Source organism: Pseudomonas sp. RL_15y_Pfl2_60, from assembly GCF_963970595.1.
Classification (GTDB): domain Bacteria; phylum Pseudomonadota; class Gammaproteobacteria; order Pseudomonadales; family Pseudomonadaceae; genus Aquipseudomonas.
The window spans coordinates 1-12,726 of sequence record NZ_CAXAOE010000001.1; the positions used below are offsets into that span (position 1 = coordinate 1).

General features: G+C 55.3%; 11 protein-coding genes. 6 read left to right on the forward strand and 5 right to left on the reverse strand.

Annotation, left to right across the window (positions count from 1 at the left end):
* The 5 genes from AACY26_RS00005 to AACY26_RS00025 form a co-directional block, all read left to right on the forward strand.
* The coding region (locus AACY26_RS00005; RefSeq protein WP_339509702.1) for a hypothetical protein at positions 1 to 242 on the forward strand (242 nt) is incomplete at its 5' end.
* Positions 243 to 750: 508 nt separating this feature from the next.
* On the forward strand, positions 751 to 2,283 hold the full coding sequence (locus AACY26_RS00010) for a TolC family protein (RefSeq protein ID WP_339509704.1): 1,533 nt from the start codon (positions 751 to 753) through the stop codon (positions 2,281 to 2,283).
* Positions 2,264 to 3,037, forward strand: coding sequence for an efflux RND transporter periplasmic adaptor subunit (locus tag AACY26_RS00015; protein ID WP_445261246.1), 774 nt, complete (start codon positions 2,264 to 2,266; stop codon positions 3,035 to 3,037). Before AACY26_RS00010 ends, AACY26_RS00015 begins: the two co-directional genes overlap by 20 nt.
* Positions 3,030 to 4,370, forward strand: coding sequence for an efflux RND transporter periplasmic adaptor subunit (locus AACY26_RS00020; protein ID WP_339509706.1), 1,341 nt, complete (start codon positions 3,030 to 3,032; stop codon positions 4,368 to 4,370). The genes AACY26_RS00015 and AACY26_RS00020 overlap by 8 nt, the downstream gene beginning before the upstream one ends.
* Positions 4,370 to 6,466: an HlyD family efflux transporter periplasmic adaptor subunit gene (locus AACY26_RS00025; RefSeq protein WP_339509708.1), complete on the forward strand. Its 2,097-nt coding sequence runs from the start codon at positions 4,370 to 4,372 to the stop codon at positions 6,464 to 6,466. The genes AACY26_RS00020 and AACY26_RS00025 overlap by 1 nt, the downstream gene beginning before the upstream one ends.
* 612 nt (positions 6,467 to 7,078) lie before the next feature.
* Here the strand turns inward: AACY26_RS00025 and mtnC are convergent.
* The 5 genes from mtnC to aroC form a co-directional block, all read right to left on the reverse strand.
* Positions 7,079 to 7,762 carry an acireductone synthase gene (gene mtnC, locus AACY26_RS00030; RefSeq protein WP_339509710.1) on the reverse strand — a complete coding sequence of 228 codons (684 nt, stop codon included), beginning with the start codon at positions 7,760 to 7,762 and terminating at the stop codon, positions 7,079 to 7,081.
* A gap of 80 nt (positions 7,763 to 7,842) precedes the next feature.
* The gene (locus AACY26_RS00035) at positions 7,843 to 8,388 is read right to left on the reverse strand and encodes a 1,2-dihydroxy-3-keto-5-methylthiopentene dioxygenase (RefSeq protein ID WP_339509711.1); all 546 of its coding nucleotides are present in this window, start codon (positions 8,386 to 8,388) and stop codon (positions 7,843 to 7,845) included.
* Positions 8,389 to 8,441: 53 nt separating this feature from the next.
* Complete coding sequence (locus AACY26_RS00040; protein ID WP_339511646.1) at positions 8,442 to 9,056, reverse strand: methylthioribulose 1-phosphate dehydratase; 615 nt, start codon at positions 9,054 to 9,056, stop codon at positions 8,442 to 8,444.
* A 44-nt stretch (positions 9,057 to 9,100) separates the two neighbouring features.
* Positions 9,101 to 10,252, reverse strand: a complete 1,152-nt coding sequence (locus AACY26_RS00045; protein WP_339509712.1) for an MFS transporter — start codon at positions 10,250 to 10,252, stop codon at positions 9,101 to 9,103.
* Between the two features lie 77 nt (positions 10,253 to 10,329).
* Entirely contained in the window at positions 10,330 to 11,421 is a 1,092-nt protein-coding gene (aroC, locus tag AACY26_RS00050; protein ID WP_339509714.1) for a chorismate synthase, read from the reverse strand.
* Between the two features lie 279 nt (positions 11,422 to 11,700).
* On the opposite strand from aroC, the gene AACY26_RS00055 reads away from it, so the two are divergent.
* Entirely contained in the window at positions 11,701 to 12,657 is a 957-nt protein-coding gene (locus AACY26_RS00055; RefSeq protein WP_339509716.1) for an alpha/beta hydrolase, read from the forward strand.
* The last annotated feature ends 69 nt before the right edge of the window (positions 12,658 to 12,726 follow it).

The window sequence follows — 12,726 nt, forward strand, 5'->3', positions numbered from 1 at the left end:
TGTTTTTCGAAGTTCTTTTCCGAAGAAAACCGTTTCTACTCAACCACTTGCGCTTCCGATCAAACCAGCTTCTCGTCAGCGGGAGGCGCATTCTACAGCGTTCAAAACCGCTGTCAACACCTCTTTTTCTACCGCTTCCGATCACCGAGGCGATCACTCTAAAGGCTATTCAAAACACCCTTCAGAGCCCGGCGCATTCTACACAGCTTTCGCTGTTTTGCAACCCCTCTTTTTTAAGCTAACTTCTTGTTTTACAAGAGGTTTCCCGAGAGGTCTACGCCGGAAGAGGTGCGCATTATAGGCACCTCAGATTTGCCGTCAAGGGTTTATTTGAGTCTGGGCCAAAAAACTATCATCACCCAAAGAATCCAGTCGAATGCTGCTCTATATAGGTCGCCTCGCCCAACAGGCGCAGTATCCATAACGCCCAGCACTCATCCTGACAGTGCAGACCGCTCAAGCATGGGCTTGCAGTCGAAACTATTCATTTCGCATTAAATGAAAAGAAGGGCTGGACAACCCCCTGAGATTACAACTATCTATATAGGATGAGATCACCAGCAAGACAATCGACGCTGTGATCCAACAACACAATAACTACAGTTAACCCCGGGGCTTAGCCAAAAGTGCGACAGAGCACTTACGCAAGGTTATAGGCCCTTTAGTGATTTTGGGTTGTAAGTTGGCACTGCGTTATCGCCAATCGATGCTTTACTTACCGTTAATGCCCCTGACAGAGCAAGGATCGCAATGCTAAATCGCCCAGCTAAATCCCTTAGTCTTGCCATCGCAGCAACCCTGCTAACTGCGTGCAATTCCATGGAGCCTCGCCCCTACACGGTAGAGGAGCAACAACAGCGGATCCTTGAAGATCAAGCGCGAATGTACGCGGACCAAGAACCCGTCACCCACCCTATTAGCTTTTATGAAGCGGTCGCTCGGGCGCTGAAATACAACCTCGACTACCGCCTCAAGCTCATGGAAAGCGCTTTAGCGGCTGACCTGCGCGACGTGTCCAGCCACGAGATGCTGCCGCGCCTGGTCGCATCCGCCGGTTACGCCGGACGCAACAATGACTCAGGCGGCACCTCGATTGGTATTGAAGATCGCCAACAGAGTTTGCGCGCATCCACTTCAGAAGAGCGTTATCGCGATATCGACAGTCTTGGCCTGAGTTGGAGCCTGTTGGATTTCGGTGTTGCCTATTACCGTACGCAGCAAAAAACCGACCAAATCATGATGGCCGAGGAGCGCCGCCGCAAAGTGGCGCAGAACGTACTCCAAGATGTGCGCAATGCCTACTGGCGCGCCCTCGCCGCTCAGCGCCTGATGCCGGAAGTCGACCAGCTCCTGGAGCGCACCCATAGCGCACTTACCGCTGCACGCTCGGCCGAAGACCGCGGCTTGCTACCACGCCAGGAAGCGCTCGCCTATCAACGAGCACTTATCGACTCGATTGACCTATTAAGTGTGCGTCGCCAAGACCTGGAGTTCGCGCAGGCCGAGTTGTCTGCGCTGATGTCACTCCCCCCTGGCTCAAAAATGGTGCTCAGTGATGAACCCGAGCCGCAAATGCCAGAGCTCAAAGCAGACATAGGCAACCTTGAGCAAGCAGCGCTGGAAAACCGCCCCGAGATCATGGAGGAATGGTATCGAAAGCGGGTCAATGCCAATGACTTGAAAATCGCCAAGGCCCAGTTGTGGCCCAACGTCAGCGTCAACTGGAGCTACCAATACGACTCCAACAAGTACCTGTACAACAACAGTTGGTCCGAAACGGGGCTTCAGGTATCGGTCAACCTGATCCGCATGCTGCAGCTACCGGCACTGAATAACGCGGAGGAGTCGCAAACCAAAACCGATGACACGCGCCGTCTGGCCTTGTCCATGGCGATCCTCACCCAGGTGCGTGTAGGCGCCCTGCGCTATCAGCTGTCCCATGAGCAACTTGAGTTCGCCAACGAAAGCCTGCGCGTCGATCAAAGCCTACTTAGCTATGCCCGCGCCGCCAAAAGCACAGCCGTTGGCTCGGAACTGGAGGTTATTCGTGCAGAAGGTCGCTACCTGCTCTCACGTTATCAACGTGAAGCGGCCTACTCCAACACCCAGGCGGCATGGGGTCGGCTCTATAACTCGATTGGTCTGGATATCATGCCCGAAGTGGTCAAGAGCTATGACGTCAAAACCCTTGCCGATGAGCTCAAGAGAAAAATGGATCAACAGGAACAAGACAAACTACTTCCTCTGACACAAGGAAGCACCAATGCTTCAACGCCGTCGTAATACCGCCGTGATCGCAGCACTTTTAGCAGGAATCATGGCGACCTCCGTCGTCGCCGAGACACCCGTCACCGCCCAGGAACTAGCAGACCCATCGGCCATTCGCGTACTACTCGCTGCCGATCTAGAAACCACGCTATCCAGCCAAATGAATGGCACCCTTGGCGAACTCAATGTGACGCTCGGCAAGCAAGTCAAAAAAGATGCCGTGCTGGCGCAACTTAACTGCCAGGAGGCACAAGCCCGAGCCAAAGTCGCTGCCGCAGAGCTGACCATGGCCAAGCAAAACCTCTCGGCCAAGCAAAACCTGCGTAAGCTGGATGCAGTTGGCGATTTGGAGGTAGCCATTGCCTCAACTGAAGTTCAGAAGGCTGACGGTGCTCGACTTATGGCTCAGGCGCAGAGTGGTTACTGTGTGGTCAAGGCGCCATTTGGCGGCCGCGTAGCCAAGATTCATGTCAAGGCCTACCAAACCGTCAGCGCCGGTGCTCCGCTGTTTGACTTGGTCAGTGATGGCGCATTGAAGGTTCGTTTGAATGTGCCTTCAACACGTTTGCCAACATTGCGCGAAGGCATGCCACTGGAAGTGAGCATCTATGAAACAGGCAAGACCTATACCGCCCATATCACAGCAATAAATGCGCGCGTAGACGCTGTCGCACAGACGGTTGAGCTTGAAGCCAAACTCGATGCCGAACATCCAGAATTGATTGTAGGAATGAGTGGAATTGCCCGTTTCCCAGCCGCAAATGAGTGATCAACTGCCTCACCCTCAACTATTACTGAGCCTTAACGTCCTTCGCGACCGTGCGTTACAAGCCGAGACCCTCAACGCTCTGGCCTTCTCAATGGCCAATGACCTTTATCCGCTGCTGAAGTATCGGCAAGCATTGGTCATGGCTCAGCGAGGTGAAAAGCTCGAACTGCTCTGCGTCTCAGGATTGGTAAAGCCAACAGAAGACTCGCCTTATTTGATCTGGCTGGGCCGTGCCAGCCGCTGGCTCAGCGAGCAAATGCCAGACAACTCTGCACAATGGCTTGCCCGCGAGGCACTCGAACCACCGGAAGACATTGCCCAAGGCTGGGCTGAATGGTGGCCAAGTGGAATATTCTGTGTGCCTATCGTGGATGCACAAGGACAACGTCTCGGGCTTGTCTTGTTTCTACTTGAACAACCACCCCAAGAGCCTCTGATACCGCTGCTCGACGGCCTCTGGAAAACCTGGTCGTACTGCTGGGCGGCATTGACCGTACAGCACAAGCTTCTCGGCTGGCGTCCAAGCAAGCGCCAGTTGCTAATCAGTGCACTGGTGCTGTGTGCCTTGTTGCTTATCCCGGTTCGCCAAACTGTACTCGCGCCTGCGGAAATAGTGTCACGCCAGGCTCAGGTCGTAAGCTCACCAATCGACGGCGTTATCTCGCAAATGCTGGTACGGCCCAATCAGCCGGTTGAGGCCGGTACGCTGCTGTTCACCCTGGACGAAACCACGCTGCGTAATCGCGCCGATGTGCTGACCAAGGAGGTCGCGGTGGCAGATGCTGAGTTGCTGGCCGCCAGTCAACGTGCATTCGATAATATCCAAAGTAAAAGCGAACTGACGCTGCTCAATGGTCGCGCCCAGCAACGCCGGGCCGAGCTGGATGCGGTGCTTTCACAACTGCAACGCACCCAAGTGACATCGCCAACAGCCGGCGTCGCGGTATTCAGTGATCCTAACGAGTGGCTCGGTAAACCGGTTGTCACCGGCGAGCGAATCCTCCAGGTTGCGAACCCGCAAACCCCGGCAATGCGCATCCAACTGCCGGTTGCCGATGCCATTGCCCTCGAACCTGGCGCGCCGGTGACCTTGTACCTGACCGCCTATCCGCTGAGCCCGGTACAGGGAGAGGTATTGGAAACCAGCTATAAAGCCAAGCCAACTGATGAAGGCGTGGTCGCGTACCGGCTCCTGGCTAGCGTTGACGGCGAATCCAAACATGCGCGCCTTGGCCTGCATGGCACCGCCAAGCTCTACGGTGACCGCGTGATGCTCGGTTATTACCTGCTGCGCCGTCCGCTGTCTGCTGTACGGGCCTGGACGGGCTGGTAATGATCGATCCAACCGAGCTGCCTCTGCCTCCGCTGCGCGAGGATCTGCGCTTGAGCGAGGCGGCGATTACCGAAAGCGGCGAACCCAGTTGGGTAATTGAAGACACCGTGATCAACCGCTATTACCAGATTGGCTGGCTGGAGTTTGAATGCCTGCTGCGCTGGGGCCAGACGCCGAAACAGATAAGTGCGCAAATAGCCGAGCAAACCGCGCTGCAACCTGATCCTGAACAGGTTGTGGAATTCAGCCAGTTTCTGGAGCAAAACCAACTACTACGCCCAAATATGCAAGCCACCGATCGCCTCAGCCAACGCAGCGAAGGTAACAGCGGCTTGAGCTGGAAGTGGTGGTTGCATCATTACCTGTTCTTTCGGATTCCGCTGCTTAGACCGCAGAAGCATTTAAGTGCGCTCAATCACGCAATCGGCTGGTTGTTCAACCGCAAGACCGGGCTACTGATCCTCATGCTCAGCCTGATGGGCATAGTGATGGTCATGCATCAGTGGGATACATTTACCCACGATGTCGTCGAGTCATTCTCGATGGAAGGCTTGCTCGGCTTCGCCATGGCCTTGATCGTCGGTAAAACCCTTCACGAACTGGGACATGCCTTGGTCGCGACCCGCCTGGGCTTGCGTGTTGCGCACATGGGCGTGGCATTCGTGGTGCTGTGGCCGATGCTCTACACCGACACCGGCGAAAGCTGGCGCCTGCCCAGGTCGAGTCAACGCCTGGCCATCGCCAGCGCGGGAATTATCACCGAACTGTCACTGGCAGGACTGGCAACACTGGGTTGGGCACTGTGTGATCCGGGGCCGCTGCGCAATGCCTTACTTTATCTTGCCACCACTGGCTGGATTCTCTCGTTGGCGCTCAATGCCAGCCCCTTTATGCGCTTTGATGGCTACTTCATCCTCTCGGATATTCTCGACTTTCCCAACCTGCATGAGCGCTCGTCGGCCCAGGCACGGATATTCCTGCGCCGCAGCTTGCTGGGTCTGGATGAACCCTGGCCAGAGGTATTCAGCCCTGGCAAACGTCGTGCACTGATTGTCTTTGCTTTTATTACCTGGCTGTACCGACTGGTACTGTTTCTGGGGATTGCCGTTGCGGTTTACTTGCTGTTCTTCAAATTGCTGGGCATCTTCCTATTCATCGTCGAACTTTCATGGTTCATTTTTATGCCGATCTGGCGAGAGTTAAAACACTGGTGGCAAAACCGTAGCGAAGTACGCAAAGGACGACGCTATATCTTCGTGACAATACTTGCAGCCATCATCCTGCTTCTGGCGCTACCTTGGCACTCCCAGATTCATATTCATGGTGTTGCGCGTGCAGAGCAACAGGTACAGGTGTTCTCGCCCTATCCCGCCCATATCCAGCGCATTCATCCCCAAGGCCAAGTCAGCGCAGGCGACAAACTGGCCATTCTTGACCAGCCAGATATAGTCTCCAAGCTGCGCCAAAGTGAAACCAGCATGCGCAATATCGAGTCTCAACTTACCGGCCTGCAAGCCGATAGCTCGGGATTGAGACTGCAAGCGGCAACCCGCCAACGGCTGTGGGTGGAGTTTGAACAGGCTCGCTCGGCCCAATCTGAAATCGATCGACTGGTCTTGAAGGCCCCTTTCGATGGCCAATGGCTGGATATCAATCCGGACTGGAAGGCCGGCCAGTGGATCAGCAACAAGGAGCCCATTGGCGTACTGATCGCGACGGATCGCTGGCAGGCAGATGGCTATGTGCAACAGGATGAAGTGCATCGATTGAGCATTGGTGATCCCGTACGCTTTTATGCCAAAGGCCAGCCGACACCGGTATCCGGCAAGGTTATCGCCATTGGCAGTACGCGCAGCAACCAGCTCGCCAATCCCATGCTCGCCTCGCGCTTTGGCGGCCCCTTACCCACCAAGCAAGACAGCAATGACCTGACGCCAACCGAATCACTGTTTCATGTGCTGATTCAACTGGACGAAGCCCCGTTTGGTCGACATGAAACCTTGGGCGATATCCAAATTGAAGGTGCCAGACGCAGCCTGCTGGGCGAAGCCGTCACCCACCTATTTGCAGTCTTGCTACGCGAAAGTGGTTTTTGACGGCGCCAAGATCAGGCTGTCAGCTTGTGTCCTGAGCCGGACGGCAAGTCCTAACGGCTGAACAAATCGCCAATACTGGCAACAGGCATCGTTTGCTCGGCCGAGTACCTGATTAATTTGTTATCAGCGGGGGTATGCGACAAATAGCCTATCGCCAGGACCATTGCCGGTATAAGCAGGATTACCAGATAACGAGGCATAACCATCTTCCTCTCACGTAACGGCAGCTTGGCTGCGCGCAATTATTGTTGTTATTACCTGACTACAACCTTGCCGTTAATCTATCCGTAATTTTTTGCAGATTGCGCCAAAAATAAGACAATCCGCGCCATGATCGATTCCGCCTGTCACCTCTTTCAAAATGGTTACAAGGCAATCCACCATTACCCTTCAGCATAGTCGAGACAGTTCTCCCAAGAGCGCTGCAGACACAAACCAACCCGCAGACACGCGCCCACAGCGGCCCATACCCACGCATAAATGCTGGTGATGACAGTAAAACGGAGAAAATGGAAAGAATGCGAGTATTGATCAACTCGCGATAGCCAGCGACGCTGGCTAGCTGAAACAACTCACTGGCGCCAGCTGGGAGCATGGCACCAGACGAGTCGATCAGAAACGGTCGAGGTCAATCACGGCGAAGCTGGCCACGGTTTCATGGCCGAGCAACTCACCGCCTGCCCGGGCCAGGCCAATGGTTTGCATGCCCGCTTGCTGCGCGGCATCCAGCTCTTCAACGATATCCGACAGGAAAACGATCTCCTGTGCTGGCAAGCCAATCGCCCTGGTAATGTTCTGGTATGAGCTGATCTCGCGCTTGAGCCCGGAGGTGGTGTCGAAGTAGCCACTGAACAGAGGTCGTAAGTCACCCGCCTCAGAGCAGCCAAAAATCAATTGCTGGGCTTGGATCGACCCCGAAGAGTAGACGTACAAGGCATAACCGGCCTGATGCCAACGGCGTAATGCTTCAACCGCATCTGGGTACACATGCCCCTTGAGCTGGCCACTGGCATAACCCTGCGCCCACACCATGCCTTGCAAGGCTTTTAATGGCGTGGCCTTGCGATCGGCAATAATCCACTCCAGCAGAATCTCGATCACCCGCCCCGTATCAGCGTCGTCCTCTCCCGCCTCAATCCGAACCGCCTGCAGCTGCTCGGCAACCGCAGGCTCATCGGCATGCTGCAATACAAAGTCCGGCAAATGCTCAGCGGCAAAAGGGAACAACACATCGAAGACAAAGCTAACAGCGCTGGTGGTGCCTTCGATGTCGGTGAGTACTGCTTTGATCGGCATATTGTCTCCAGATAGGTCAACACCACTGGCCTGTTGACTGAAATACCCTGGTTTACTGCAACCCTTGCGCTACAAGCGCTTTAGTCGTCCAAACCCGGGAAATTAGAGGCGATGTCGTCGCCGGTAAATTGCGCCACCCAACCTTCAGGGTTGTTGAACATGCGGATTGCCACAAAGTGCGGATTCTCACCCATATCAAACCAATGGCGCGTACCTGCAGGAACTGAGATCAGGTCATTCTTTTCGCAAAGCACGGCATAGACAAAATCATCGATGTGCAAGGTAAACAACCCCCGCCCGGCCACAAAGAAACGCACCTCATCTTCAGCGTGGCGATGCTCATCGAGAAACTTGGCGCGCAGCTCAGCCTTTTGCGGATGATCGGCTGTCAGGCTGACAACATCGACGGTGACATAACCGCGCTCGGTCATCAGTTGGTCAATCTGGCTCCGGTAGGCAGCCAATACTTCATCGGAGCCTGCGCCGGCGGCAATGGGCGCGTTTGCCTGCCAGCGTTCGAAGCGCACGCCTACGCTGTCGAGCGTGCTGGCGATATCTTCAAGGTGGGTCAGCACCTTGTTCGGCAATTCAGGTGACGACTCATGATAAACACTGAGCATACTCATAAGCTGAGTTCCTTCTACGTCTTCAGGGCAAGGTTATGGAGCCCTGTGATGGACTAATTCTTTTGCAGCGCACGCACACGTAACTCGCACTCGAACAAAAATTCGAATGCCTCGATTTGGCGTAATGCATCACTCATCTGCGCGCCCCAAGTATACAAACCATGGCCACGAATCAAGTAGCCGGCACAATCGGGGTGCGCCTCAAGCCAGGGCAGGACCTTGGACGCCAAACGCTCGATATCCTGGTCATTATCAAAAATTGGCACGGTCACCACCGACTGGTGGGTAACCACGCCACTGAAGGCTTTCTGCAGTTCGTAATCTTCGAACTGCAGGCTTTCGCCCTCGGTAAGGCGGGTAAGGACTGTGGCACCAACCGAATGGGTGTGCAGCACTGCACCGATTTCCTTGCGCCACTTATATAGCTGGGTGTGTAGCAGAGTCTCTGCCGATGGCTTCTTGCCCTCTTCCAGGCTGTTGCCTTCAAGATCGGTTGCCAGCACATCATTGAATCCCAGCTCGCCCTTGTGTCGTCCTGACACAGTCAACAACGCCTTGTCATCGGCAAGCCGTGCCGAATAATTACTGCTGGTGGCCGGCGACCAACCTTTTCCATAAAGGAAACGCCCAGCATCAATAATCTGTTGGGTCAGGTGCTCACGGCTCAAATAATGATGCTCGGGTTGCTGTTGCTCTGGTTGTAGATCAAGGCTCACGGCCGATCCTCCTGCAAACGAGTGGCAATAATGAGGGCAGCAACAAGCACTGCCAGGCTGGCGAGTGAAAAGGTCCACGCCGCGCCCAATGTATTCCAACTGTAGCCTGCGTAGAGTGCGCCCAATGCGCCACCGACCCCAGCCGTAGCCGCATAAAGCGACTGGCCCTGGCCTTGGTGACGATCTGCAAAGCTACGCTGCACAAAATGTATTGCAGCAGCATGAAAGCTGCCAAAAGTCGCCGCGTGCATCAACTGGGCTAACAGCAACAGCCACAGGTGATCAGCAAAGTTACCTAACAAGAGCCAGCGCACAGCGGTGATCAGAAAGCTGGCCAGCAACACTTTGCGCAGTGAGAATCGCACCAACAGCTTGGCCATGAACATAAACAACAGGATCTCAGCGAGCACACCCAGCGCCCACATCACACCGACCACGCCACGGCTATAACCTTGGTTTTCCAAGTGCAAACTTAGAAAAGTGTAATACGGGCCGTTGCTCAGCTGCATCAAGCAAACGCAAAGGTAAAACGCCGCAATCCCAGGGCGGCGCAGTTGCGCGATAAAGCCACCGTCAACAGGTAGGTGCGGGCGATTTTGCGGCTGTGCGTTGGGCACCCAGAAGCTGCTCACAGCGATGCCGGCCATGATCAGCATCAGCGCCCAGGGATAGGCATCAAGGCTGACCCACTCAAATAGCTGGCCAAGCCCCACTACCGCGACGATAAAACCAATACTGCCCCACAAGCGGATCTGGCTGTAGCGCGCAGTATGCTCACGCAGGTGCGCCAGGGTAATGACCTCGAACTGAGGCAGCACGGCATGCCAGAAAAACGCATGCAGCCCCATTACCAGCGCCAACCAGGCATAGCTTTTATCGAACACAATGGCACTGAAACAAAGCAAGGTCGCAACCGCGCCAAAGCGCACAATGGCAAGACGTTGCCCTGAATAATCCCCCAGCCACCCCCAGATATTTGGCGCAATGCAGCGCATCAGCATGGGGATCGCCACTAGCTCACCGATGCGCGCCGGAGCAAAGCCCAGGTGATCGAAATACAAAGCCAAGAACGGTGCAGTACCGCCCAGCAGCGAGAAATAGAAGAAGTAAAACCCGGACAACCGCCAATATGGCAATGCAGCCGACATTCAACGCTTAACCCAAACGCGCAGCCGACAACCAGAAGGCGTCAGGCGCTGCGCGCTGGACGGGCAAGCAAAACGCCTCACAGTTGCAGTAGCACCGGTGTTGCGACCTGAACATCAGCGTTTTGCGCACGATGGCGCAACAGGTGATCCATCAACACCAACGCCATCATCGCCTCGGCAATCGGCGTCGCCCTGATCCCAACACAAGGGTCGTGTCGGCCTTTGGTGATCATCTCGACGGCATTGCCATTGATATCAATCGAGCGACCAGGGGTGGTAATGCTCGACGTCGGTTTCAATGCCAGGTGCGCAATGATCGGTTGGCCTGAAGATATTCCACCGAGAATACCGCCAGCATTATTGCTGAGAAATCCTTCCGGGGTCAGTTCGTCACGGTGCTCAGTGCCGCGCTGGGCAACACTGTCAAAACCGGCGCCAATCTCAACCCCTTTGACGGCATTGATGCTCATCAATGCATGGGCGAGTTCAGCGTCCAAACGGTCGAAGATTGGCTCGCCCAAGCCTGGCATCACGCCTTCGGCAATAACGGTGATCTTTGCGCCAACCGAGTCTTGGTCACGGCGCAGCTGGTCCATATAGGCTTCCAGCTCAGGCACTTTGTCTGGATCGGGACAGAAAAATGCATTTTGCTCGACGCTGTCCCAGGTTTTGAAGGGAATCTGGATCGGCCCGAGCTGGCTCATGTAGCCCCGAATAACAATGCCCTGGGTCGCCAGGAACTTCTTGGCGATGGCCCCGGCGGCAACTCGCATGGCCGTCTCGCGTGCAGAGCTGCGCCCGCCGCCACGGTAATCTCGCAGGCCATACTTGTGGTGATAGCTGTAGTCAGCGTGCGCTGGCCGGAAGACATCCTTGATTGCCGAATAGTCCTTGGACTTCTGGTCGGTATTGCGAATCAACAAACCAATGGAACAGCCGGTGGTTTTACCTTCGAACACACCTGAAAGAATCTCAACCACATCGTCTTCCTGACGCTGGGTGGTATGGCGGCTGGTGCCAGGCTTGCGCCGATCAAGATCGCGCTGCATGTCTTCAAGCGACAATTCGAGCCCTGGAGGGCAACCATCAACAATGGCGACCAGCGCCGGACCATGGCTTTCGCCTGCGCTAGTGACGGTGAACAGCTTGCCGTAGGTATTGCCGGACATGTGCAAAACGCTCCGCGATATTAAAACCATGGGTATGATCGCCACAGGGCCAACATCGTGTTCAGGCCCCAGCGCCTACCATGGCAAACAAGACATTAAGGTAGCGCGCAAGTATACCTGCGGTGGTGCGACACTTCATCCTCGAACCTTATTGAACAATGCGCGTCGAATAGCTCGGTGATGCCAAGATGCCTTCAGTGATCTCGGTTACAACACTGGCATTTCAGGCCAATGCGCTAAACCCGTTTCATTACTTCAACCCTTAAGGCAGTGCCCAACATGCTGCGAGTAGTGCTTTTGATGCTTCCCCTGTTAGCCGGTCTTGCCCAGGCAGCGCCGACGCCAATCTCCCAACGTCCAGTCAGCCTGCAAACCAGCCAGGGCGAATTATTTGGCACCTTGGTCACCCCAAAAAGCAGTGAAGCAATTCCTGTTGCTCTGCTTATCGCAGGCTCAGGCCCCACGGATCGTAACGGCAACAACCCAGGCGGCGGCAATAATGACGGCTTGCGCAAACTGGCCTACGCGCTGGCCAAGCACGGTATTGCCAGCCTGCGCTACGACAAACGTGGCGTGGCCAAAAGCCAACCCGCCACACCCGATGAGCGTGACCTTAGCGTTGAACGCTATGTGGCAGACGCCGTGGGCTGGAGCCGCCAACTGAAAGCTGACAAGCGTTTTAGCAAGCTGGTGTTGATTGGCCACAGTGAAGGCGCATTGATTGCAACTCTGGCTGCGCCCCATGCCGAAGCAGATGCGTTGATCTCAATCGCTGGCAGCGCGCGGCCCATTGATCAGGTGCTGCGCGAGCAGCTCAGCCATCGCCTGCCACCCGAAAAGCTGGCTATCAGCATGCGTATTCTCGATACGCTCAAAGCAGGCAAGACCACCGACGATGTACCCGATGACATGCAGGTACTATTCCGACCGGCCGTACAGCCTTACCTGATCAGCCTGTTCCGCCAGGACCCCGCCCGCGCATTTGCCGAGCTGAAGATACCGGCACTGATTCTCCAAGGTAATCACGATATTCAAGTCGATGTCGCCGATGCTCTGATGCTCAAAGAGGCAAATCCTCAGGCCCAACTGGCCTTGATCGAGGGAATGAACCACATAATGCGCATCGTTGCCCTCGACCTAAAAGCGCAGCTGGCCTCGTACAACAACCCGAAATTGCCCTTGGCGCGCGGCTTAACTCAGCACATTACGGACTTTATTCAGAACTTTCGTACCTGATCGCCTCCAGTTTCCCCACCAACTGCCGACAACTCCTGTGCAAGCACACCACATGCATCACACCTGCGC